This window comes from Streptomyces crystallinus, assembly GCF_039521265.1.
Taxonomy (GTDB): domain Bacteria; phylum Actinomycetota; class Actinomycetes; order Streptomycetales; family Streptomycetaceae; genus Streptomyces; species Streptomyces crystallinus.
The window spans coordinates 64,809-86,729 of sequence record NZ_BAAACA010000007.1; the positions used below are offsets into that span (position 1 = coordinate 64,809).

22 protein-coding genes are annotated in these 21,921 nt (G+C 72.5%); 8 read left to right on the forward strand and 14 right to left on the reverse strand.

What is annotated here, in order from left to right:
* Nucleotides 1-91: 91 nt before the first annotated feature.
* Nucleotides 92-1,012, forward strand: coding sequence for a LysR family transcriptional regulator (locus ABD236_RS07050; RefSeq protein WP_344071375.1), 921 nt, complete (start codon nt 92-94; stop codon nt 1,010-1,012).
* A gap of 36 nt (nt 1,013-1,048) precedes the next feature.
* On the opposite strand, the gene ABD236_RS07055 is transcribed toward ABD236_RS07050, so the two are convergent.
* Nucleotides 1,049-1,813: an alpha/beta hydrolase gene (locus ABD236_RS07055; protein ID WP_344071377.1), complete on the reverse strand. Its 765-nt coding sequence runs from the start codon at nt 1,811-1,813 to the stop codon at nt 1,049-1,051.
* A gap of 114 nt (nt 1,814-1,927) precedes the next feature.
* On the opposite strand from ABD236_RS07055, the gene ABD236_RS07060 reads away from it, so the two are divergent.
* The 3 genes from ABD236_RS07060 (at nt 1,928) to ABD236_RS07070 (ending at nt 4,398) form a co-directional block, all read left to right on the forward strand.
* Nucleotides 1,928-3,082 carry an adenosine deaminase gene (locus tag ABD236_RS07060; RefSeq protein WP_344071379.1) on the forward strand — a complete coding sequence of 385 codons (1,155 nt, stop codon included), beginning with the start codon at nt 1,928-1,930 and terminating at the stop codon, nt 3,080-3,082.
* A 133-nt stretch (nt 3,083-3,215) separates the two neighbouring features.
* The gene (locus tag ABD236_RS07065) at nt 3,216-3,545 is read left to right on the forward strand and encodes an ATP-binding protein (RefSeq protein WP_344071381.1); all 330 of its coding nucleotides are present in this window, start codon (nt 3,216-3,218) and stop codon (nt 3,543-3,545) included.
* 139 nt (nt 3,546-3,684) lie between these two features.
* The gene (locus tag ABD236_RS07070; protein WP_344071383.1) at nt 3,685-4,398 is read left to right on the forward strand and encodes a hypothetical protein; all 714 of its coding nucleotides are present in this window, start codon (nt 3,685-3,687) and stop codon (nt 4,396-4,398) included.
* Between the two features lie 2 nt (nt 4,399-4,400).
* Here the strand turns inward: ABD236_RS07070 and ABD236_RS07075 are convergent, their stop codons facing one another.
* The 5 genes from ABD236_RS07075 to afsQ1 all read right to left on the reverse strand — a co-directional run bounded on the left by ABD236_RS07075 (nt 4,401) and on the right by afsQ1 (nt 8,319).
* A complete protein-coding gene (locus ABD236_RS07075) occupies nt 4,401-4,610 on the reverse strand; it encodes a PspC domain-containing protein (protein WP_344071385.1) in 210 nt (69 codons plus the stop codon).
* A gap of 85 nt (nt 4,611-4,695) precedes the next feature.
* Nucleotides 4,696-5,235, reverse strand: a complete 540-nt coding sequence (locus ABD236_RS07080) for a VanZ family protein (protein WP_344071387.1) — start codon at nt 5,233-5,235, stop codon at nt 4,696-4,698.
* Between the two features lie 261 nt (nt 5,236-5,496).
* Nucleotides 5,497-6,099 (reverse strand): hypothetical protein, encoded by a 603-nt coding sequence (locus ABD236_RS07085; RefSeq protein ID WP_344071389.1) that lies wholly within the window; start codon nt 6,097-6,099, stop codon nt 5,497-5,499.
* On the reverse strand, nt 6,096-7,586 hold the full coding sequence (locus ABD236_RS07090) for an ATP-binding protein (protein WP_344071391.1): 1,491 nt from the start codon (nt 7,584-7,586) through the stop codon (nt 6,096-6,098). The genes ABD236_RS07085 and ABD236_RS07090 overlap by 4 nt, the downstream gene beginning before the upstream one ends.
* 55 nt (nt 7,587-7,641) lie before the next feature.
* Nucleotides 7,642-8,319: a two-component system response regulator AfsQ1 gene (afsQ1, locus tag ABD236_RS07095; protein ID WP_190094067.1), complete on the reverse strand. Its 678-nt coding sequence runs from the start codon at nt 8,317-8,319 to the stop codon at nt 7,642-7,644.
* A gap of 203 nt (nt 8,320-8,522) precedes the next feature.
* Here afsQ1 and ABD236_RS07100 point away from each other — a divergent pair, with 203 nt between their 5' ends.
* Nucleotides 8,523-9,272, forward strand: a complete 750-nt coding sequence (locus ABD236_RS07100) for a SigE family RNA polymerase sigma factor (protein WP_344071395.1) — start codon at nt 8,523-8,525, stop codon at nt 9,270-9,272.
* A gap of 330 nt (nt 9,273-9,602) precedes the next feature.
* Here ABD236_RS07100 and ABD236_RS07105 read toward each other — a convergent pair whose 3' ends face one another.
* Nucleotides 9,603-10,307, reverse strand: coding sequence for a uridine kinase (locus ABD236_RS07105; RefSeq protein ID WP_344071397.1), 705 nt, complete (start codon nt 10,305-10,307; stop codon nt 9,603-9,605).
* A 63-nt stretch (nt 10,308-10,370) separates the two neighbouring features.
* Here ABD236_RS07105 and ABD236_RS07110 point away from each other — a divergent pair, with 63 nt between their 5' ends.
* On the forward strand, nt 10,371-10,790 hold the full coding sequence (locus ABD236_RS07110; protein ID WP_344071399.1) for a hypothetical protein: 420 nt from the start codon (nt 10,371-10,373) through the stop codon (nt 10,788-10,790).
* A 73-nt stretch (nt 10,791-10,863) separates the two neighbouring features.
* On the opposite strand, the gene ABD236_RS07115 is transcribed toward ABD236_RS07110, so the two are convergent.
* The 3 genes from ABD236_RS07115 to deoC are packed head-to-tail and all read right to left on the reverse strand — an operon-like array spanning nt 10,864 to nt 14,190.
* Nucleotides 10,864-11,799 (reverse strand): aldehyde dehydrogenase family protein, encoded by a 936-nt coding sequence (locus ABD236_RS07115; protein WP_344071401.1) that lies wholly within the window; start codon nt 11,797-11,799, stop codon nt 10,864-10,866.
* Entirely contained in the window at nt 11,792-13,228 is a 1,437-nt protein-coding gene (locus ABD236_RS07120; protein ID WP_344071403.1) for an aldehyde dehydrogenase family protein, read from the reverse strand. Before ABD236_RS07120 ends, ABD236_RS07115 begins: the two co-directional genes overlap by 8 nt.
* A 5-nt stretch (nt 13,229-13,233) precedes the next feature.
* A complete protein-coding gene (deoC, locus tag ABD236_RS07125) occupies nt 13,234-14,190 on the reverse strand; it encodes a deoxyribose-phosphate aldolase (protein WP_344071437.1) in 957 nt (318 codons plus the stop codon).
* A 265-nt stretch (nt 14,191-14,455) separates the two neighbouring features.
* On the opposite strand from deoC, the gene ABD236_RS07130 reads away from it, so the two are divergent.
* Complete coding sequence (locus tag ABD236_RS07130) at nt 14,456-15,697, forward strand: hypothetical protein (RefSeq protein WP_344071405.1); 1,242 nt, start codon at nt 14,456-14,458, stop codon at nt 15,695-15,697.
* A gap of 128 nt (nt 15,698-15,825) precedes the next feature.
* Nucleotides 15,826-16,428: a PH domain-containing protein gene (locus tag ABD236_RS07135; RefSeq protein WP_344071407.1), complete on the forward strand. Its 603-nt coding sequence runs from the start codon at nt 15,826-15,828 to the stop codon at nt 16,426-16,428.
* A gap of 553 nt (nt 16,429-16,981) precedes the next feature.
* Here ABD236_RS07135 and ABD236_RS07140 read toward each other — a convergent pair.
* The 4 genes from ABD236_RS07140 to ABD236_RS07155 form a co-directional block, all read right to left on the reverse strand.
* On the reverse strand, nt 16,982-18,211 hold the full coding sequence (locus tag ABD236_RS07140) for a hypothetical protein (RefSeq protein ID WP_425543828.1): 1,230 nt from the start codon (nt 18,209-18,211) through the stop codon (nt 16,982-16,984).
* 201 nt (nt 18,212-18,412) lie between these two features.
* Nucleotides 18,413-20,056 (reverse strand): phospho-sugar mutase, encoded by a 1,644-nt coding sequence (locus ABD236_RS07145; RefSeq protein ID WP_344071409.1) that lies wholly within the window; start codon nt 20,054-20,056, stop codon nt 18,413-18,415.
* 29 nt (nt 20,057-20,085) lie between these two features.
* Nucleotides 20,086-20,910, reverse strand: a complete 825-nt coding sequence (locus tag ABD236_RS07150) for a purine-nucleoside phosphorylase (RefSeq protein ID WP_344071411.1) — start codon at nt 20,908-20,910, stop codon at nt 20,086-20,088.
* A 529-nt stretch (nt 20,911-21,439) separates the two neighbouring features.
* Nucleotides 21,440-21,877, reverse strand: a complete 438-nt coding sequence (locus ABD236_RS07155; RefSeq protein WP_344071414.1) for a gamma-glutamylcyclotransferase family protein — start codon at nt 21,875-21,877, stop codon at nt 21,440-21,442.
* Between the last annotated feature and the right edge of the window lie 44 nt (nt 21,878-21,921).

Below are 21,921 nucleotides of genomic sequence, written 5' to 3' on the forward strand. Positions count from 1 at the left end.
GCGTCCAATGCGTAGGACGCGCATAATCGTTCCACTCACGCATAAGCACAGCTCAGGGCGGTGTCTGTCATTGAACAGTAACGAAGAAGACATGGTCACGGTGCTCGCGCCCCGGCTGGCGTACTTCGCCGCGGTCGCTCGGCACGAGCACGTCACGCGCGCGGCGCACGAGCTCGGCGTGCCCCAGTCGACGCTCTCGCGCGCGATGGTGCGGCTCGAAGAGGACCTGGGCGTCGCCCTGTTCGCCCGCAGGGGCCGCACGGTCGCGCTCACCCCGGCCGGGCGCACCTTCCTGGGCCCGGCCGAGCGCGCCCTCGCCGAGGTCGGCCGGGCCGCCGAGTCGGTCCGGGCCGACGCCGACCCGGCGGCGGGCAAGGTCGCCTTCGGCTTTCTGCACACCATGGGCTCCGAGACCGTCCCCGGCCTCATCCGCGCCTTCCGGGTCACCCACCCGCGGGTGCGCTTCACCCTCGTGCAGAACTACGGCGAGGCGATGATCGAGCGGCTGCGCGCGGGCGATCTCGACCTGTGCCTCACCTCGCCGGTGCCGGACGCGCCCGACCTGGTGGCCCGGCGCCTGGACGAGCAGCGGCTGCGGCTCGTCGTCCCCGACGACCACCGGCTGGCTTCCCGCAAGCGCGTGCGGCTCGCGGAGGCCGCCGAGGAGACGTTCGTGACCCTGGAGCCCGGCTACGGGCTGCGGCGCATCACGGACGACCTGTGCGCCCAGGCCGGGTTCACCCCCAGGGTCGCCTTCGAGGGCGAGGAGGCGGAGACCCTGCGCGGCCTGGTGGCGGCGGGCCTGGGCGTGGCCCTGCTGCCGCCGCCCGCGGTGGCCCGGCCGGGCGTGGTCGAGCTGACGGTGACGGCGCCGCGCGCCGTGCGCGAGATCGGGGTCGCCTGGCTGGACGGCCACCCGGACACCCCGCCGGTCGCCGCCTTCAAGGCCTTCCTGCTGTCGCGGCGCGGACAGCTGCTGCCACAGGAGGCCCTCGTACTGCCCCATCCTTAAAAGAAGCCGTAGGGCTGACGAGGGCCCCCAACAGCCCTACGCCTTCAGCGACTTCCCGAAGCCCGCCGCCAGGGGCATCCGCAGCCCCAGGGGCGGCGGGGCGGCCAGGGCGTCGGCGACGGGCCGCGCGTACGCGTGCGTGAAGAGCGACCCGGTCACGAAGTCGGCTGCCAGGGCGAGGACTTCCGAGCGGTGCTGGCGCAGCCCGTGGCCGTCCGAGTGGACCTCGAAGCGGCAGGTGTCGCGGTTGGTCTTCTTCGCGCGCGCGGCGAGCCGGAACGACAGCTCGGGGTCGCTGCGCGCGTCGTTGGTGCCGTGCACGATCAGCACCCGTCTGCCCACTAGCTGCTTCACCGGCTCCGGCTCGGCCGCCACATCCTCCTCCGGCAGCCAAGGGGCCAGCGAGAGCACGCAGTTGACGGCCGGATGGCCCGCCGCGCGCAGCGCCGCCCGGCCCCCCATCCCGTACCCGGCCAGGCAGACGGGCACGTCGCCGTAGCGCCGTACCACCTCCTCGGCGGCCCATTCGGCGTCCGCCGCGAGCAGGGCGTCACCGCCGTTCCAGCCCCGGACCCGGTAGCGGACGAGATGGGCCACCAGCCCGTCGTCGCGCCCCGCGCGGGCCAGCCGCCGTGCCAACGGCAGCGCCGAGGCGTACGAGAGAGGGGAAGGGCGGCGCGCCGAGACGGGGTCGCCGTCCGGCAGCACCAGCACCACACCGCCGACCGAGGAGCCGGCGCCGGTCGCGCCGACGGCCCGTCCGAGCCGGGCAGCAGGCAGGGAAGTCGCATGCTGTGCCATGGCAGAACAGTCTCAGAAGCCGACGTGTACTCCACCCGTCCGCGCGGTCACTGTTACGTATCGGCAACCGAGCGACACCCGGCGATCTACGCGCGTAGGGGCTAGCATGCGCAGATGACGAGCCAGACCACCGACGTACCGACCACGGACCAGATCCGCCGCGCCCCGAAGGTGCTGCTCCACGACCACCTCGACGGCGGTCTGCGTCCTGGCACCATCATCGAGATCGCTGACCGGACCGGGTACACCAACCTGCCCGAGACCGAGGCCGACAAGCTCGGCATCTGGTTCCGCGAAGCCGCCGACTCCGGTTCCCTGGAGCGGTATCTGGAGACCTTCGCGCACACCTGCGCCGTCATGCAGACCCGCGACGCGCTCTTCCGGGTCGCCGCCGAGTGCGCCGAGGACCTGGCGCAGGACGGTGTCGTCTACGCCGAGGTGCGGTACGCGCCGGAGCAGCACCTGGAGAAGGGCCTGACCCTCCAGGAGGTCGTGGAGGCGGTCAACGAGGGCTTCCGGGAGGGCGAGCGCCGGGCCCGCGCCGACGGCAACCGCATCCGCGTGGGCGCGCTCCTGACCGCCATGCGGCACGCCGCCCGCGCCCTGGAGATCGCCGAACTCGCCAACGCCTACCGGGACTCGGGCGTGGTCGGCTTCGACATCGCGGGCGCCGAGGCGGGCTTCCCGCCCACCCGCCACCTGGACGCGTTCGAGTACCTGAAGCGGGAGAACAACCACTTCACCATCCACGCCGGCGAGGCCTTCGGCCTGCCGTCGATCTGGCAGGCCCTCCAGTGGTGCGGCGCCGACCGGCTCGGCCACGGGGTGCGCATCATCGACGACATCGAGGTCGACGAGGACGGCGGGGTGAAGCTGGGGCGGCTCGCCGCGTACGTACGGGACAAGCGCATCCCGCTGGAGATGTGCCCCACCTCCAACCTCCAGACCGGCGCCGCCGCTTCGTACGCCGAACACCCGATCGGGCTGCTGCGCAAGCTGCACTTCCGGGCCACCGTCAACACCGACAACCGGCTGATGAGCGGCACCAGCATGAGCGAGGAATTCGAGCGGCTGACCGAGGCGTTCGGCTACACGCTCGACGACATGCAGTGGTTCACCGTCAATGCGATGAAATCAGCGTTCATTCCTTTCGACGAACGCCTCGCCATGATCAATGACGTCATCAAGCCCGGCTACGCCGAGCTGAAATCCGAATGGCTGTTCAAGCAGACTGCCGCGACCAGCGGGTCTACCCCGCCCATGGGCTGATCCGATCAATCGGTGAACGGCCGGGAGCCGCAATTCCCGGCCGTTTTCCATGGTTTCACGTGTTTGCGGGGCGAGCCGCGGCCTGACTAGCTTGCAGAGCCGCTCACATCCCCTTCCCTAGGATGAATTCCAGATGAAGCAGTCTGCCGTCAAGACGCTCGGTGCCGCCGCTGTCGGTGTCGCCTTCGCCGCCGCTGCCGCCGGTACGGCCTCCGCCGCGCCCGCCGTGGCCGGAGTCCCCGAGCTCCCCGCCCTGTCCGGCCTGACCAAGACGCTGCCCGTGGAGGGCGTCGCCAAGACGCTGCCCAAGGGTGCCCCCGAGTCGCTGACCGCCGGTCAGAACGCCCTGGCCAAGGGTGCGGCCGCGCCGACCGGCGCGGCTGACCCGGTGGGTGGCCTGCTCGGCGGCCTGCCGACCAGCGGCCTGCCCATCGGCAACGGCCTGCCCGGCCTCGGGGGCTGACGGCGGAAACGTACCGCCGGCCGGTGCGTTGAGGCGTTGTGGTGGGGCGCACATCCGGTTGCGGGTGTGCGCCCCACCGCCTCTGTGTCAGGATCACGGCTCGTACGACGGCCAGTGACAGGTGAGTAGGGTTCCGAGGATGCGTGTGAAGGCGACCGGGTTCGCCGTGCTGACGGCGTCGGCGCTGCTCCTCACCACCGCGTGCGGCTCGTCCGCCGGCTCCTCCGACGACCGGGCCTCGGCGCCCCCCGGGCCCGCTGCTTCGGCGGCCGCGTCCAGCGCGCTCCAACGGGCGGCCCTCGCCCAGGGCGACGTGCCCGGCTACCAGGTCTCCGCCGACACCACCGCCCAGGGCCGCGCCCGCCCCCAGGCCGACCGCAAGGGCTGCCAGCCGCTCGCCGACGTCATGGGCGACCAGCCCAGCCCGCGGGCGCGCGAGACGGTCAACCGGGGCCTCGGCTCCCAGCGCAGGCTCGGCCTCGCGGTCGCGGCGTCGCTCAGTACGTACGCCCGCCCCGACGCCGAGAAGCTGATCAGGGACCTTCGCGCGGCGCTCGCCCGCTGCACCGGCTTCCGGGCCGAACTGGCCGGGACGAGCTCCATGTACGCGCGCGTGGCGGCGCGGCCGTACCGCGTCGGCGGCGACGAGTCGGTGAGCTGGTCCGCGCTGTCCACCCAGGTGAGCGTGGAGACGCCGGTCCACATCGTGGTGGTGCGCCAGGGCGCGACGGTCGTGCGCTTTATGACGATCAACCTCGGCGCACCGGTCCGGGGCCGGGCCCAGGAGCTGGTGGAGGTGCCCAGGGACGTGGCGGACAAGCAGCTGGAGAAGGTGCGCAGGGTGCTCGGCTGAGGTCACCAGGCGGTGCTGGGGGTGTGGCCCTTCTCGTTCGGGAAGAGGATCCACAGGGCGATGTAGAGCAGGAACTGGGGCCCCGGCAGCAGACAGGAGACCAGGAAGATCACGCGCATGGTGGTGGCGGAGGTGCCGAAGCGCCGCGCCAGGGCGGCGCACACACCGCCGATCATGCGTCCGTCGCGGGGGCGGGCGAGGGTGGCGGCCATGAGGACTCCTTAGGACTGAGGTCGCGGTGCCATCTGGCAATCCGATACCTGAATCCTGCGCCCGGGAACCGGGCAAAGCGTCGGACTACGGGGCGATCCCGACCCTGGGAATCGTCGGGGTACGACCCTGAGCCGCAGCCGGTACGGCCCCTTCGCGGCCCTGCCGCCGCCGCAGGGCGCTCCGCCCGGCGGGCACCACGGCGATGTGCGTGAAGGCGGCGCCGGCGGTGTTCAGGAGCAGCGAGTCGACGTCGGCGACCTGGCCCGGCACGGACGTCTGGAGCAGGGCGATGCCGAGCGAGACGAGCGCGGTGGCGGCGGTCGTACGGAGGAGGGAGGCGACGGGGGAGACGTCGAGCCGCCCGCCGACGAGGGGGAGCAGGAAGCCGAGGGGGGCGAGGAGCACGAGCCCCTGCCCGATCCGGTGCGCGGCCTCGAACCACCCCAGCGCCAGGTCGGCGCGGACTCCGGCGAGCGGGGTGAGGTTGGGCGCGGTCACCCACATGACGTCGCGGGGGCGCAGCGTGACGTACGCGACGAGCGCGATGTGCGCGAGGAGGAGGGCGCAGCCTGCCGCACGGAACCGGATGGCGGCGCTGCCGCCCACACCATGACGCTGTTGCACGCCCCCCAAGACGCGCCGGGCCGCGCGATCGGTTCCGCGTTCCCGGTGACGTTGCGCCCCTGCTTGTGCCCGGCCTTTGTCTGCGGGTGGGTGGTGGGCTGGTCGCGCAGTTCCCCGCGCCCCTTAAGGGCCCTGCGGGCCCCTTGGGGGCGCGGGGAACTGCGCGAGCAACCGGCCACGGTCTGCGGACGAAGGCGGGGTGGGAGGGCCGCAGGCCCAGCAAAAAGGGGTCCGGGGGGCATCGCCCCCCGGGAAACCACCTCAGGGGCGCAACGCTTCGCCCAGCGTCGGCGCCGCGTCAGGACGCGCCTTCATCTCCGCCGTACACGCGTACCCCCGCACCGGATCCTCCCCCGGCCCCCCGAGCACCACCTGCTGTGCCCCGGACGACGTCGGCGTGTTCTCCCCGTACGTACACACGATCTGCGAGAGCGCGAGGGCCGGCAGGTCCTCGGGACGCCGGCTGAGCCGCAGCGCGCCCGCGGGATCGCCCTTGCGCGCCGCCGTCACCGTCAGCGGCCCCCGCACGTCCGTCGTGTACCCCGCCGCCTTCTCGTCCCCCGTCGGCGTGACCTCCAGCTCCGCGAGCAGCGCCTCGGCGAAGCGCAGGCGGTCGGCCGAGGCCCGGCCCTCCGGGATCCGCACCGACCGCTCCGCCGACACCAGCTGCGCCCCGCACACCAGATAGACCCGTACGGTCACGCCCTCGAACTGCGGGCTCACCGCGTTCCCCGGCACCTCGCACGGCACCCGCGACGGCGCGGGCCCCGCGTCGACCGGGACCGCGGTGGGCCGGATCCCGCACCCCGTGGCGGCGCCGCCGAGCGCGAGCAGGGCCAGCGCCCCGCCGAGAAGCCGTCTCACGCCTCCTCACCCCCGCCCCGAGGCAGCCGCAGCACGAACACCGCGCCGCCCTCGGGCGAGTTCGCGGCGGTGATGTCACCCCCGTGGATATGGGCGTTCTCCATCGCGATGGACAGGCCCAGACCGCTGCCCTCCGACCGCGGCCGGGACGCGCTCGCCTTGTAGAAGCGGTCGAACACGTGCGGCAGCACCTCCTCCGGGATGCCGGGCCCGTGGTCCCGTACCGCGATCACCAGCTCCTCGCCCTCCACCCGCACCGACACCCGCACCGGGGAGCCGCCGTGCTTGAGCGCGTTCCCGATCAGGTTGGCCAGGATCACGTCCAGGCGGCGCGGGTCGAGCCGCGCCATGATGCCGCGTTCGGCGTCCAGGTCCACCGCGTCCAGCCAGGCCCGCGCGTCGATGCACGCGGTGATCTGGTCGGCGATGTCCACGTTGTCCAGCACCAGCTTGGCGGTGCCGGCGTCGAAGCGCGTGACCTCCATCAGATTCTCGACCAGCACGTTCAGCCGCCGGGTCTCGGAGACCACCAGCTGCACGGCCGGCGCGATCATCGGGTCGAGGCTGTCCGCCTCGTCCTCCAGGACCTCCGTGACGGCGGTCAGCGCGGTCAGCGGGGTGCGCAGCTCGTGCGACATGTCGGCGACGAACCGCCGGCTCGCCTCCTCCCGCGCGCTCATGTCGCTGACCTTCTTCTCCAGGCTCTCGGCCGTCTTGTTGAACGTCCGCGACAGATCGGCCAGTTCGTCCGTGCCGGAGACCCGCAGCCGGGTGTCGAGCTTGCCCTCGCCGAGCTGGCGGGCCGCGTCGCCGAGCCGCTGCACCGGCCGCAGCACGGTCGTCGCGGCGGCCTGCGCGAGCAGCGCGGAGCCGAGCAGCGCGAGCCCGGTGGCGATGCCGAGCGACCAGGCCAGCGAGTTGAGGTCCTGGCGCTCCTGGTCGAGCGAGGCGAGCATGTAGCCGGTCGCGCCACCCCCGATGATCTTCGTCCCGCCGACCAGGTACGGCTTGCCGCGCAGGGTCCTGCGCTGCCAGAACAGGTGGTACGGATAGGAGTTGCTGTCGGTGACCTTCTGCTTCTTGGCCACCGCCTCCTGGAGTGAGGCCGGCACGTCGTCGAGCGTGAACCGGTCCACGTCGGACGCCCCCACGATCGGCTTGCCCGGGTCGCGCTCGTCCACCAGGAGCACCTGGTAGCCGGAGCTGACGTGGTAGCCGGAACGGCTGCTGGCCGCCATCTGCTGGGCGGTCGTCTGCAGGTCGTGGGCGGTGGGCCGCAGCGGCAGCGAGGCAGCCCGGTTCTGCATCTCCTGCCGGAAGTCACCGAGCGCCGCGTCCTGGGTCCGTACGAGCACGGCCTCGCGGTTGAGCCAGTACGCGATCCCCGACGCGGAGACGGCGGCGGTCAGCGCGACCAGCGCGAACACGACGACCAGACGCAGGCGCAGGCTGGTCCAGCGGAGGCCGGCGAGTATCGCCTTCTTCACGTTCCGAATCGCTGCTTTCTTGGGTTCGGCCTCGGGTGCGGCCGGGAGCGAGGGGCTACGAGGGGGTGTCGAGGCGGTAGCCCACCCCGCGCACGGTGCGGATCAGGGTGGGCGACGACGGTACGTCCTCGACCTTGGCGCGCAGCCGCTGGACACACGCGTCGACCAGCCGGGAGTCGCCCAGATAGTCGTGCTCCCACACCAGGCGCAGCAGCTGCTGGCGGGACAGCGCCTGCCCGGGCCGGCGGCTCAGCTCAAGGAGCAACCGAAGCTCGGTGGGGGTGAGTTGGAGGTCCTCGCCGTTCTTGGTGACCGTCATCGCGGCGCGGTCGATCACCACGTTGCCGAAGGTCGCCGAGTCCGTCGCCTCGCGCTCGCCGCGCCGCAGCACGGCCCGGATCCGGGCGTCGAGCACCCGGCCCTGGACCGGCTTGACCACGTAGTCGTCGGCGCCGGACTCCAGGCCCACGACCACGTCGATGTCGTCGCTGCGCGCGGTCAGCAGGATGATCGGCAACTGGTCGGTGCGCCGGATGCGGCGGCACACCTCGAAGCCGTCGATCCCGGGCAGCATGACGTCCAGCACGACCAGATCCGGCCGCTGCTCACGGAGCAGCTTCAGGCCGTCCTCTCCCGTCGCCGCGGTGGCCACACGGTGGCCCTGGCGGGACAGGGAGAGTTCGAGCGCCGTGCGGATGGCGTCGTCGTCCTCGATCAGCAACAGGAAAGGCACGGAGGTCATTCTGGCCCATGGGGGAGCGGAGTTCGACCTCCTGTGGACAACGCCCCTTCTCCGCGGTCCACAGCCCGCTTTCTCCACTGTGCACAGGCCGCTGTGACAGGCCTGTGACAGTCGTCGGACACCGCGATGAAACTGGCCGGGCAGAGTCTTCCTCGTACCGACCGAAACAGGACTCCACCGACGGGGGGCGCGAGATGAACGCACTGCACAGCACCACCTCAAGCGCAGTTGTCACGCGTCTCCACGACGTCGTGCGGAGCGAGAAGTCCGGTGCCGTGAGCGGACGGGGGTGCGCTCGCGGCACCGGGCGTCAGCACCAGTCGTACATGACGGTGCTCGACGCGGTACCGACCTCGCCCTTCAGGGGCGCGGGAGCCGGCGGGGATGCGGCGTACGGGGAGGCCACGGGGGAGCGTTCCGCCTCCGAGGCCGAGTTCACGGCCTATGTGCAGGAGCGCCGGGCCTCCCTGTACGCCACCGCCTACCACCTGACCGGCGACCGGTACGAGGCCGAGGACCTGCTCCAGAGCGCGCTGTTCTCGACCTACCGGGCCTGGGACCGGATCAGCGACAAGGCCGCGGTCGGGGGCTACCTCCGCCGCACCATGACGAACCTCCACATCAGCGCGTGGCGCCGCCGCAAGCTGAACGAGTACCCGACCGAGGAGCTGCCGGAGACGGCGGGCGACACGGACGCGATGCGCGGCACGGAGCTGCGCGCGGTGCTCTGGCAGGCGCTGGCGCGGCTGCCCGAACTCCAGCGCACGATGCTGGTCCTGCGGTACTACGAGGGCCGCACCGACCCGGAGATCGCGGACATACTCGACATCAGTGTCGGCACGGTGAAGTCGAGCATCTGGCGGTCGCTCCGCCGGCTGCGCGAGGACGACGTCCTCTCCTTCGGCCGTGACGAGGAGGAGTCCTTCGGCGAGCTGGTGGCCTGAAGGTCTGCCCGGTGGTGGCAGCCGCCGGGGTGCGGGGATCAGGGGGGAGCGTACGGGGGTCGGCGTCTCGGGGGAGACGTCGGGCGTACGGGTAACGGGGGTACGGGGGATCACGGGGGAAACAGAGCGGGACCGAGGGCCGGGGGGTCCACTCGGTCCCGCTTTTTCTTGTGCCCTGAGCGGGGAGCGGAGGGCGCCCGGGGGTGGTGGTGCCGCTGTGCCCGCCCGTGCCGCCCTCAGCGGCACGCATGCCCACAGCGGCGGGGGCTTTTGGGGGCGCGGGGCACTGCGCGATCAGCCCGCGACGGCCCGCGGTCGCCACTGACGAGGTCAGACCCGGACAGTAGGCGCGGCCGCCACACACCGTCCCGCGGCCGCCGCGGCCAGGCGGCCCAGCGCCTCCTCCTTGCCGCACGGGTGCGCTCCCAGAGCCGTCTGACGGGCCACGATCCCCCGCTCGGCCCGCATCAGCCGCCACCCCCGCCGCACCAGCATCGGCACGGACTTGCGTCCTTCGCGAAGGTCCCGGAGGAGACGCCGGCGGAACGTCGTCGAGGGACGGCCGCGCAGACACAGCGCGTCGGCCAGCACCCCGTGCTCCCGCACCCGCGCCACGATGTCCGCCGCGAAGATCCCCTCCGCCACGAACAGCGGCGTACGGTCGATGCCGAACAGGCTCGAACCGGTACGCGAGCTCGTCGCGATGTCGTAGTCCGGCACGGCCGTCCGCCCCGTACGGCACAGCTCGACGACCGCCGCGACGGCGGCGTCCGCGTCCCAGGACTCCGGCGAGTCCCAGTCGATGTCCGGGGACCCGGGCACCCGCGGCAGGGTCGGGTCGTCGCCCTCCTTGTAGAAGTCGTCCAGGCGCAGCACGGGCAGACCCGTGAGCGCGGCGAGGGACGACTTTCCTGAACCGGAGGGGCCCGTGAGGAGAACAACACGGGTCGGGATGGCGTGTGCGGTCACGGGACACCAGTCTGAGGCATCCACCCGGGAGGTGGACCACTCGGGGAGCCCGTTGGTATCGAGCATCACACCTCAACTACGCTGCGTGCTCGCACCGATACGCAGGAGACTCCCAGGAGAGTGGACGACATGGCACGAAACACAGCCGGCGGGGCCCGTCGCGGCCGGGTGCTGCTGCGCGCCGGGCTCACCGCGACCGCCGCGGGCGCGGCGCTGGCCGGGGCGGCGGGCGCGGCGCAGGCGGTCCCGGACCCGGCGGGGACGGTCGGGCGGGCGGTGACGAACCCCGGGGCCGAGGTCGACGGCACGACACGCTCCGTGACGGGCGACCTCTCGGCCGGGGTGACCAACGCCCTCGCCCCCGCCAAGACGCTCAGCCTCAACCCGTTCGCCAAGACCTCGGTGGACCCGCTGGACAACGCGGTCGGCACCGAGGTCGCGGACTTCAAGCCGATCTCCACGGCGATGGCGACGGGCCCGCTGCACGAGAGCGGCGCCCTCAAGGACTTCCCGGTGATCGGCACGGCGGCGCGGCTGCTCCCGGGCTGAGAGTCGGCGCGGAAAATACCGAACGGCGCCACGGGTGGGGGCCCGGGACGCCGTTCGGGGTTCGGAGGTCCTGCTAGTAGGCCGAGCCGGACGCGCCCAGCGAGCCCGTCGGGTGCCACACCGTCTTGGTCTCCAGGAACGCGGTCATCCGGTGCGTACCGGGATCGGCGGCCCAGTCGTCGGCGCCCGGACGCAGCACCCGCTTCAGGTTGTCCGCCGCCGCGACCTCCAGATCGCGGGCCAGCTCGCTCCCGGCCCCGGTGAGGTCGATCGCGTTGACGTCCTGGTGGGCCGCCAGCGGCAGCGCGAGCTCGGCCGTCCTGCCGGAGAGGACGTTGACGACACCGCCCGGCAGGTCGGACGTGGCGAGCACCTCGCCCAGCGACAGCGCCGGCAGCGGCGCCTGCTCGCTCGCGATCACCACGGCGGTGTTGCCGGTCGCGATCACCGGGGCGATCACCGACACCAGGCCGAGGAACGAGGAGTCCTGGGGCGCGACGACGGTGACGACACCGGTCGGCTCCGGCGTGGACAGGTTGAAGTACGGCCCCGCGACCGGGTTGGCGCCACCCACGATCTGGCCGATCTTGTCGGTCCACCCCGCGTACCAGACCCAGCGGTCGATCGCCGCGTCCACCTGGGCGGCGGCCCTGGACTTCGACAGGCCCTCCGCCTCGGCGACCTCCCGGACGAACTGCTCCTTGCGGCCCTCCAGCATCTCGGCGACGCGGTAGAGGACCTGGCCGCGGTTGTACGCGGTCGCGCCGGACCAGCCGCCGAACGCCTTGCGCGCGGCGACGACCGCGTCCCGGGCGTCCTTGCGGGAGGACAGGGGCGCGTTCGCCAGCCAGTTGCCCTTGGAGTCGCTCACCTCGTACACCCGGCCGCTCTCGGAACGCGGGAACTTCCCGCCCACGTACAGCTTGTAGGTCTTGAAGACACCGAGACGGGTCGGCTCGGACCTCTCCGCCGACTTCACGGACGACTTCTCCGTCGACTTCTCAGACATCGAGGTAACCCTCCAGACCGTGCCGGCCGCCCTCGCGGCCGAAGCCCGACTCCTTGTAGCCGCCGAAGGGCGAGGTCGGGTCGAACTTGTTGAACGTGTTGGCCCACACGACACCGGCCCGGAGCTTGTTCGCGACCGCGAGGATGCGCGAGCCCTTCTCCGTCCAGATGCCCGCCGACAGGCCGTACTGGCTGTTGTTGGCCTTGGCGACGGCCTCGTCCGGCGTACGGAACGACAGCACCGACAGGACCGGGCCGAAGATCTCGTCGCGGGCGATGGTGTGCGCCTGGGTGACGTTGGTGAAGAGGGTCGGCGCGAACCAGTAGCCGTTCTCCGGCAGGTCGCACGCCGGGGACCAGCGCTCGGCGCCCTCGGCCTCGCCGGTCTCGGCGAGCGCGGTGATCCGGGCCAGCTGCTCGGCCGAGTTGATGGCGCCGATGTCGGTGTTCTTGTCGAGCGGGTCGCCCAGGCGCAGGGTGCTCAGGCGGCGCTTGAGGGAGTCCAGCAGCTCGTCCTGGATCGACTCCTGGACCAGCAGGCGCGAGCCCGCGCAGCAGACCTGGCCCTGGTTGAAGAAGATGCCGTTGACGATGCCCTCGACGGCCTGGTCGATCGGGGCGTCGTCGAAGACGATGTTGGCGCCCTTGCCGCCCAGCTCCAGGGTGGCCTTCTTGCCGGTGCCCGCGATCGACCGGGCGATCGCCTTGCCGACGGCGGTCGAGCCGGTGAAGGCGACCTTGTCGACGCCGGGGTGCCCGACGAGGGCCGCGCCCGCGTCGCCGTACCCGGTGAGGATGTTGACGACGCCCTTGGGCAGACCCGCCTGGCGGCAGATGTCCGCGAAGAACAGGGCGGTCAGCGGGGTCGTCTCGGCGGGCTTGAGGACGACCGTGTTGCCGGTCGCGAGCGCCGGGGCGATCTTCCACGCCAGCATCAGCAGCGGGAAGTTCCACGGGATGACCTGGCCCGCGACGCCGAGCGGCCGCGGGTTCGGCCCGTAGCCGGCGTGGTCGAGCTTGTCGGCCCAGCCCGCGTAGTAGAAGAAGTGCGCGGCGACCAGCGGGAGGTCCGCGTCGCGGGTCTCCTTGATCGGCTTGCCGTTGTCCAGGGTCTCCAGGACGGCCAGCTCGCGGCTGCGCTCCTGGATGATCCGGGCGATGCGGAACAGGTACTTGGCGCGCTCGGAGCCGGGCAGCGCCGACCACTTCTCGAACGCCTTGCGGGCGGCCTTCACGGCCCGGTCCACGTCCGCCTCGCCCGCCTGGGCGACCTCGGAGAGGACTTCCTCGGAGCTCGGCGAGACGGTCTTGAAGACCTTGCCGTCGGCCGCGTCGACGAACTCGCCGTCGATGAACAGGCCGTACGAGGGCGCGATGTCGACGACCGAGCGCGACTCGGGGGCGGGCGCGTACTCAAACACAGAACTCATGGTGATCAGTCCACCGTCACGTAGTCGGGACCGGAGTAGCGGCCGGTCGCCAGCTTCTGACGCTGCATCAGCAGGTCGTTGAGCAGCGAGGAGGCGCCGAAGCGGAACCAGTGGTTGTCCAGCCAGTCCTCGCCCACGGTCTCGTTGACCAGGACCAGGAACTTGATGGCGTCCTTGGTCGAGCGGATGCCGCCGGCGGGCTTCACGCCGACCTGGACGCCGGTCTGGGCGCGGTAGTCGCGCACGGCCTCGAGGAGGACCAGGGTGTTGGCGGGCGTGGCGTTCACCGCGACCTTGCCGGTCGACGTCTTGATGAAGTCGGCGCCGCCCATCATGCCGAGCCAGGAGGCGCGGCGGATGTTGTCGTACGTGGAGAGCTCGCCGGTCTCGAAGATGACCTTGAGGCGGGCCTTGTCACCGCACTCGGCCTTCACGGCCGCGATCTCCTCGTACACCTTCAGGTAGTGACCGGCCAGGAACGCGCCCCGGTCGATCACCATGTCGATCTCGTCGGCGCCGGCGGCCACGGCGTCGCGGACGTCCGCGAGCTTGACCGGGAGGGAGGCGCGGCCGGCCGGGAAGGCGGTGGCGACGGACGCGACCTTCACGTCCGAGCCCTTCAGGGCCTCCTTGGCGGTGGCCACCATGTCGGGGTAGACGCAGACGGCGGCGGTGGCCGGGGTGGTGCGGTCGAGCGGGTCGGGGTGGACGGCCTTGGCGGCGAGCGCCCGGACCTTGCCCGGGGTGTCCGCGCCTTCGAGCGTCGTCAGGTCGATCATCGAGATGGCCAGGTCGATGGCGTACGCCTTGGCCGTCGTCTTGATCGAACGGGTGCCGAGGGACGCGGCGCGCGCTTCCAGGCCCACCGGGTCGATGCCGGGGAGCCCGTGGAGGAAGCGGCGCAGTGCCGCGTCCGACGCGGTCGCGTCGGCGAGGGCAGCTGCTGGTGCATTGGTGGGCATGGTCACCAGATGAGCATATCTACGCGCGTAGCGTCCTGTACAGCCCCGCTGACCAGGGCCCCTTTGGAGCGGCCCGTGGACGCCCTTCGGAGCGTGCGCCTCCGCTCCCTGTCACACCGCTGTGACAAGGAGCGGACGGCTCCGGCGAACAAGATCACTAAATTCATTGATGCAGCCCGCCAAAACCTCAACGGCCCCACCCGAACGAGAACACAGCGGCATGCGGCTCTTCCCTCTTCCACCACTTGTCTCCTTGGGAGTCGTCATGCGTAACGCCCTCCGCACCGTCCTCGCGACCGCCGTCGTCGCCGGTGTCGCCCTCACCCCGGTCGTCACCGCGACCACCGCGCTCGCCGCGCCGTCCGTCTCCAAGGCGGCCGCCGCCAAGAACGACCGCTACTCCGGCCTCCCCGTCTACATCGGCAAGGGCTACGTCGCGGTGCTGCGCAACCACACGGCCGACGGCGGCCCCGAGGCGTGGATCCGCGCGGTGGGCCCGGACTGGCAGCGTGGCGACACCTACATGACCCGGGTCATGACGGTGCTCGACCGCAAGCAGACCAGCGCGGTGGTCGACGGGATCCGGCTGCGGCTGAACCGGGTCGGCGGGGAGCTGCCGGAGCTGGTCGTCTCGGGCGCGGGCAGCACCAACACCACGGTCTACTTCCCCGAGCGCGTGGACGACGCCCCGGACCCGACTCCGGCCCCGGCCAAGCCCGTTCGTACGGTCGCGCTCAAGGGCGGCCTGACGGCGAAGCTCTACCACCGCGGCGAGCAGCACCGCTACTTCACGGCGACCGTGCTCAAGGGCGGCAAGGTGCTCGGAGAGCTCAAGGCGGGCGGCGGCTACACCTCCAAGGACAGCGACGTCTTCGCCGGGGTCCGGGTGGTCCTCACCTCCGAGGGCCTCATCACCTCGGCCATGGCCGGGCCGTACGGCGGTCAGGGCGAGAGCGGCGACTCGGGCCGCCTGGTGCGCACCCAGACGCTCCTCGGCGGCCTCAAGGGCAAGGTGTACGCCCACGACGAGGGCAAGCACGTGTACTACTCGGCCCACATCCTGGAGAAGGACGGCAACCAGCTCGGTGTGCTGCGCGCGGGCTTCGACCACGCGCCGAAGGACCAGGAGGTCTACCCGGAGGTCCTGGTCCGGGTGACTCTGGACTCGCGCGGCAAGCTCATGTCGTACGACGTGGACATGGGCGGCAGCGACAAGGGCACGGGCGGCAAGGGCACCGGCGGCAAGGGCACGGGCGGCAAGGGCAGCACCGGTACGCCCGGCAAGGGCGCTCCGGCCACCTCGACGCCCGCCCCGGCTCCGGCCGCCCAGACCGGTGCCACCGGCGTCCAGGTCGTTCCCAAGGGCGCGGTCGCGGCCGGGGCCGAGATCAAGGGCGGCGGCGACGACCACACCGTGCTCGTGGCGGGCGGCGCGGGTCTCGCCTCGGTCGGCGCGGCCGGGCTCGGGTTCGTCGCGCTGCGGCGCCGCGCGGGTGCGCGCGGCTGACGTCCTTCGCCGTCACCTCGTTCGGGGTGCCGCCACTCACCGTGGCGGCACCCCTTCGCGCGTCGCGGGCCGGGCGCGTCCGCGCCCTCTCTCTGCCCCGCTCGAACAGGTAGTGCACAATCGGCCCCATGACGAGCCCCACGCCGCCCGCCGAGCCCACCTACGCCGACCGCGTCTACCGCTCACCCGGCGGTATCGCCGGAGGCGCGCTGCTGCTCGCGCTCGGGCTGTGGCTGGCGGGGGACGCGATCGTACGGGGCCACGGCAGCGCGCCCTGGCTGGCGCTGGCCGGGCTGCTCTGCGGGGTGCCGCTGGTGTTCGCGTTCACCGTGCGCCCGGCCGTGTTCGCCAACGACGACCGGATGCGGGTGCGCAACCCGTTCCGGACGATCACGTTGCCGTGGGCGGCGGTGGCGGATGTGCGGGCCGGGTACTCCAGCGAGGTGTTCGACCAGGGCGGTACGAAGTACCAGCTGTGGTCGATCCCGGTGTCGCTGCGGCAGCGGAAGAAGGCCGCGCGGGCGCAGGGGCGGGCGTCTTCGACCGCGAGCGACGACGAGCCGCGGACCGCCGCGGCGGACCGCACGATCCGGGAACTTCGGGAGCTGGCGGAGCGGGGTGCGGGGCGGGACGGCGCGCAGGGTTCTGTGAGCGTCCGCTGGGCGTACGAGGTCATCGCGCCGGCGGTGGCGGGGGCGGTGCTGCTGGTGGTACTGCTGTCGGTGACCTGACCCGCCCCTGTTTGTGCCCGGGCTTTGTCTGCGGCTGAGTGGTGGGCCGCCCGCGCCCCTGCTTGTGCCCGGTCTGTGTCTGCGGCCCGGTGGTCGGCTGGTCGCGCAGTTCCCCGCGCCCCTGTTTGGGCCCGGTCTGTGTCTGCGGGCCGGTGGTCTTTTCTCGCGCAGTTCCCCGCGCCCCTGAAGGCGCCCCTGCGGGGCGATCGGGGGCGTGTGCTTTGTCTGCGGGCCGGTGGCCGGTTGCTCGCGCAGTTCCCCGCGCCCCTAAGGGCCTGTGGCTGAGCTGGTTTCTCCGGCTGACCCCTACCCCCTAGGGGCGCGGGGAACTGCGCGACCAGCCACCCACCGGCCCGCAGACGAAAGAGGGTTTGGGGGCGCGGGGAACTGCGCGAGAAGCGGCCACGGGCCGCAGGCGAAGGCGGGTTTGGGGGCGCGGGGAACTGCGCGAGCAACCCACCACGCACCCGCAGACAAAGGCCGGGCCAAACAGGGGCGCGGGGAACTGCGCGAGCAACCACCCACCGGGCCGCAGACAAAGGCCGGGCACAAGTCACGGAGGGCCCGGCCATACCAGGAGCATGTACGCGCCCAGCCACGCCGACGACAGCGCCATCCCCCCCAGCAGCACCAGCGCCACATGGCGTCTCGCCCGCGAGAGGGGGAGGGCCAGGGGGAGGAGGAGGGGGAAGCCGGGGAGGAGGAAGCGGGCCCGGGGGAAGTAGACGCCGCCACTGCCCAGCACCACCAGCAGCAGCACCGCCGAGAACGCCAGCAGCGCCGGCGGCTGCCGGTCCCCCAGGGTGAGCAGGAACAGGCCGCCCGCCAGGATCAGCACCAGCGAGACGGCCACCAGAAACAGGGACGGGGCGCGGTCGTAGACCAGCAGGGTGCGCAGTTCCCGCAGGGTGTCCGCGCCGCCGTCCCACTCGTTCTTCCAGAGCCGCTGCACCGCGAAGTAGCCGTCCCAGCGGCCGAGCCGCACCCCCACCCAGGCGACGAAGCCGAACCAGCCCAGGGGCGCGAGCAGCGCCCCCGTCACCGGGCCCCGGGCCGGCGCGCCGCGCCACAGCGCCGCCAGGGCCGCCGCCACGACGGCCGCTGCGACCGCGATACCGGTCGGCCGGGTCAGCCCCGCGAGCGAGGCCAGCGCCCCGGCCGCCGCCCAGCGGCCGGTCAGCACGCAGTACAGCGACCACGCGGCCAGCGCCGTGAAGAGCGACTCGGTGTAGCCCATCCACTGCACCACCGCCACCGGCAGCGCGCCCCACAGCACGGCGAGGACGGTGCCGGCCCGACGCCCGTACAGCCGGTCGCCCACCGCGAAGATCCCCCAGGCCGCGGCCGAGGAGCACACGACGGCGACGGCCAGGCCCACGCTCGCGCGCGACCCCGGCGTCACGGCGGCGACCGCCTTGATCACGGCCGGGTAGAGCGGGAAGAACGCCAGGTTGTTGTGGTTGAGCCGGGTGCCGAGCTCATGGTCGTAGCCGTGGTCGGCGATGCCCAGGTACCAGTGCGAGTCCCACGAGGTGGCGAGCGTCGGCCACACGCCGTGGTGCTGGAGGTGTGCCCACCGGGCGAGGACCGCGAGGCCGAGCAGCCGTACCGCGAGATGGCCGAGCAGCGCGGGCGCGGCCCGGGCGAACGCGGCCCGGGCCGTGGCCCCCAGGAAACGGAGACCGTCCCCGCCGCCCTGCCCCAGGGGGCTGCGGGCTGCGGGGACGGCACGGCGGCCCGTACGGCTGTGCGTAGGGGCCGCCGGTGAGACGGTCGGGGGCACGGCGGTGCTCCTGGGCTCGGCGGGCGGTTCCGGGCCACCCTTTCTCGGATGATCCGGAAAGGCCGGGGAGCGCTGCGCCGGACGCCGTACGGGATTCACTCGTCGGAGCGAACCCGCGCCACTGTGAACCCGCGCCGCCGCGAAGCCCGGCCGTCGTGAAGCCCGGCCGTCGTGAAGCCCCCGCGCCGCGAAGCCCCCGCGTCAGATGCCCGCTGCCGCCGCCAGATCCCGCTTGATGCCCGCCAGCAGCTCCGTCGCCTTCGCCCGGGCCTCGGCCAGCGGCGCCCCGGCGGAGGCCACCGGGACCACCACCTCCAGGTAGCACTTGAGCTTCGGCTCGGTGCCGCTGGGGCGGACGATCACCCGGGCGCCTTCGAGGTAGTAGCGCAGACCGTCGGTCGGCGGCAGCTCCTCGGTGCCCTCGGTGAGGTCCTCGGCCCTGGTGACCGCCAGGCCCGCCAGCGACGTCGGCGGCTTCTCGCGCAGCCGCCGCATCGCGTCGGAGATGACCGACAGGTCCTCCACCCGCACCGGCAGCTGGTCGGTGGCGTGCAGTCCGTGCCGTACGGCCAGGTCGTCCAGCAGGTCCTGGAGCGTGCGCCCCTGCTCCTTCAGGACGGACGCGAGCTCCGCGACGAGCAGGGCGGCGGTGATGCCGTCCTTGTCGCGTACGCCGCCGGGGTCGACGCAGTAGCCCAGCGCCTCCTCGTACCCGTACCGCAGGTCCTCCACGCGGGCGATCCACTTGAAGCCGGTCAGCGTCTCCTCGTAGCCCAGGCCCGCCGCCTCGGCGATCCGGCCGAGCAGCGAGGACGAGACGATCGACTCGGCGAAGACGCCGCTCACGCCCCGGTCCACCAGGTGCTGGGCGAGCAGCGAGCCGACCTCGTCGCCGCGCAGCATCCGCCAGCCGCCCTCCACCGACGCGTCCGGCACGGCGACCGCGCAGCGGTCCGCGTCCGGGTCGTTGGCGATGACGATGTCCGGGCCGACGGCGCGCGCGGCCTCGAAGGCGAGGTCCATCGCGCCCGGCTCCTCCGGGTTGGGGAACGCCACCGTCGGGAACGCCGGGTCCGGGTCGGCCTGCTCGGCCACCAGCGCCGGCGGCGGGAAGCCCGCCCGGGCGAAGGCCGCCGTCAGGACGTCCTTGCCGACGCCGTGCATGGCCGTGTAGACGACGCGGGCGGTGCGCGGGGACCCGGGGGTCAGCACCGTGTCCGTACGCGCCAGATAGGCCTCCAGGACCTCCTCGCCCAGCGTCTCCCAGCCGTTGTCCGGACGGGGGACGTCGGCGAGCGAGGCGACCGCGGCGATCTCGGCGGCGATCTCGGCGTCGGCGGGCGGCACGATCTGGGAGCCGTCGCCGAGGTAGACCTTGTAGCCGTTGTCGCGCGGCGGGTTGTGGCTCGCGGTGACCTCGACGCCGGCGACGGCGCCCAGGTGCCTTATCGCGTACGCGAGCACGGGCGTCGGCAGCGGGCGCGGCAGCACGACCGCCTTCAGGCCCGCGCCGGTCATCACGGCGGCCGTGTCGCGCGCGAAGTCGGCCGACTTGTAGCGCGCGTCGTAGCCGACGACGACCAGGCCGTCGCCCTGGCCCTTGGCCTTCAGGTAGGCGGCGAGCCCGGCGGCGGCGCGGATGACGACCGAGCGGTTCATCCGCATCGGCCCGGCGCCCAGCTCGCCGCGCAGCCCGGCGGTGCCGAACTGGAGCGTGCCGCCGAACCGGACGGCGAGCTCGTCGAGCTCCTCGTTGTCGATGAGCTTGGCCAGCTCCTCGCGCGTCTCGCTGTCCGGGTCCTCGGCCAGCCAGGCCTTGGCCCGCGCGATCAGGTCCTGCGTCACGTCGACATCCCTTCCGGTACGGATCAGGCTCAGATGCGGTCGAGTACCCGGGTCAGCAGCGAGCCCATGCGCGCCGCCGAGTCACGGCCGGCCTGGAGCACCTCTTCGTGGTTGAGGGGCTCGCCGCTCAGGCCCGCGGCCAGGTTGGTCACCAGCGAGATGCCCAGCACCTCGGCGCCGGCCTCGCGGGCCGCGATGGCCTCCAGGACGGTCGACATGCCGACCAGGTCGCCACCGAGCACCCGGACCATGTTGATCTCGGCCGGGGTCTCGTAGTGCGGGCCGGGGAACTGGACGTAGACGCCCTCCTCCAGCGACGAGTCGACCTCCTTGCACAGCGCGCGCAGCCGCGGCGAGTACAGGTCGGTGAGGTCCACGAAGTTGGCGCCGATGATCGGGGACGCGGCCGTGAGGTTGATGTGGTCGCTGATCAGGACGGGCTGGCCCGGGCGCATGCCCTCGCGCAGACCGCCGCAGCCGTTGGTGAGCACGACGGTCTTGCAGCCGGCGGCGACGGCGGTGCGCACGCCGTGCGAGACGGCGGCGACGCCGCGACCCTCGTAGAAGTGCGTACGGCCGAGGAAGACCAGCGCGCGCTTCTCGCCGATCCGGTACGAGCGGATCTTGCCGCCGTGGCCCTCGACGGCGGGCGGCGGGAAGCCGGGCAGCTCGGTGACCGGGAACTCGGCCTCGGGCTCGCCGAGCGCGTCGACGGCCGGCGCCCAGCCGGAGCCCATCACCAGGGCGACGTCGTGGGTCTCGGCGCCGGTCAGCTCGCGCAGGCGCGCGGCGGCGGCGTCGGCGGCGGCGTGGGGGTCGCCCTGGATGTTGTCCGGAATAACAGATGCGTTCACGACGACGAGGGTAACCGCTGGATTCCTACGCGCGTAGATGACTGGCGGCACAAGGGTTGGATCGTTGTCTTGTCGTTTCCGACGACAACGCGAAATGCGGGGGTTGGGGGGCGGGGGTTCTGCGTTTGTCCGCGGGCCGGTGGCCGGTTGCCCGCGCAGTTCCCCGCGCCCCTGAAAACCTTCGTACGTCTGCGGGCCGGTGGCCGGTTGCCCGCGCAGTTCCCCGCGCCCCTGAAAACCCTCGTTCGTCTGCGGGCCGGTGGCCGGTCGCTCGCGCCGTTCCCCGCGCCCCTGGAAACCCTCGTTCGTCTGCGGGTTGTGGCCGGTTGCTCGCGCCGTTCCCCGCGCCCCTTAAGGCGCTGTGGCTGAGCTGGGTTTTCCGGCTGTGGTCGGCCCCCTGGGGGCGCGGGGAACTGCGCGAGAGGCGGCCGCGGGCCGCAGACGAAAGCGGGTTTAGGGGCGCGGGGAACTGCGCGAGCAACCGGCCACCGGCCCGCAGACGAAGGCCGGGCACAAGAGGGGGCGCGGGCTAGCAGGGTCTCTTGCGGAGTTCCATGACGTAGTCGTGCGGCGCCCCCGCCGACTCGGCGGCGTCGGCGAGCTCGCCGAGGTACCGCGCCGACGGCAACCCGCCCTCGTACGCGTTCAGCACGTACACCCACGCCGGCTCCTCCCCGTCCAGCGTGTCCACCCGCACCCGCATCCGGCGGTAGATGTCCAGGCCGACGCCCTCCCAGCGGTCCATGGAGTCCTCGTCCAGGGACGCGATGTCGTACAGGGCGACGAACACCTGGGAGCGCGGTGCCTCCACGATCGTGGCGAGGGCGCCCTCCCAGCCCATCTGCTCCCCGCCGAACGTCAGCCGCCAGCCGTTGAGCCAGCCGGTGCCGCGCAGCGGTGAGTGCGGTGCGCGGCGCGTCATCAGCCGCGGATCCATGTTGCCGGCGTACGCGGCGTAGAGCGACATGGTGTCGAGGGTACGACAGCGGCCCACGGGCGCCCGCGTGAGAA

Excerpts from the sequence above, each read along its gene's own strand:
- ABD236_RS07050 (WP_344071375.1), top strand. The coding sequence starts at position 92 with ATGGTCACGGTGCTCGCGCCCCGGCTGGCGTACTTCGCCGCGGTCGCT.
- ABD236_RS07055 (WP_344071377.1), bottom strand. The coding sequence starts at position 1,813 with ATGGCACAGCATGCGACTTCCCTGCCTGCTGCCCGGCTCGGACGGGCC.
- ABD236_RS07060 (WP_344071379.1), top strand. The coding sequence starts at position 1,928 with ATGACGAGCCAGACCACCGACGTACCGACCACGGACCAGATCCGCCGC.
- ABD236_RS07065 (WP_344071381.1), top strand. The coding sequence starts at position 3,216 with ATGAAGCAGTCTGCCGTCAAGACGCTCGGTGCCGCCGCTGTCGGTGTC.
- ABD236_RS07070 (WP_344071383.1), top strand. The coding sequence starts at position 3,685 with ATGCGTGTGAAGGCGACCGGGTTCGCCGTGCTGACGGCGTCGGCGCTG.
- ABD236_RS07075 (WP_344071385.1), bottom strand. The coding sequence starts at position 4,610 with ATGGCCGCCACCCTCGCCCGCCCCCGCGACGGACGCATGATCGGCGGT.
- ABD236_RS07100 (WP_344071395.1), top strand. The coding sequence starts at position 8,523 with ATGAACGCACTGCACAGCACCACCTCAAGCGCAGTTGTCACGCGTCTC.
- ABD236_RS07105 (WP_344071397.1), bottom strand. The coding sequence starts at position 10,307 with ATGCTCGATACCAACGGGCTCCCCGAGTGGTCCACCTCCCGGGTGGAT.
- ABD236_RS07110 (WP_344071399.1), top strand. The coding sequence starts at position 10,371 with ATGGCACGAAACACAGCCGGCGGGGCCCGTCGCGGCCGGGTGCTGCTG.
- ABD236_RS07115 (WP_344071401.1), bottom strand. The coding sequence starts at position 11,799 with ATGTCTGAGAAGTCGACGGAGAAGTCGTCCGTGAAGTCGGCGGAGAGG.
- ABD236_RS07120 (WP_344071403.1), bottom strand. The coding sequence starts at position 13,228 with ATGAGTTCTGTGTTTGAGTACGCGCCCGCCCCCGAGTCGCGCTCGGTC.
- deoC (WP_344071437.1), bottom strand. The coding sequence starts at position 14,190 with ATGCCCACCAATGCACCAGCAGCTGCCCTCGCCGACGCGACCGCGTCG.
- ABD236_RS07130 (WP_344071405.1), top strand. The coding sequence starts at position 14,456 with ATGCGTAACGCCCTCCGCACCGTCCTCGCGACCGCCGTCGTCGCCGGT.
- ABD236_RS07135 (WP_344071407.1), top strand. The coding sequence starts at position 15,826 with ATGACGAGCCCCACGCCGCCCGCCGAGCCCACCTACGCCGACCGCGTC.
- ABD236_RS07155 (WP_344071414.1), bottom strand. The coding sequence starts at position 21,877 with ATGTCGCTCTACGCCGCGTACGCCGGCAACATGGATCCGCGGCTGATG.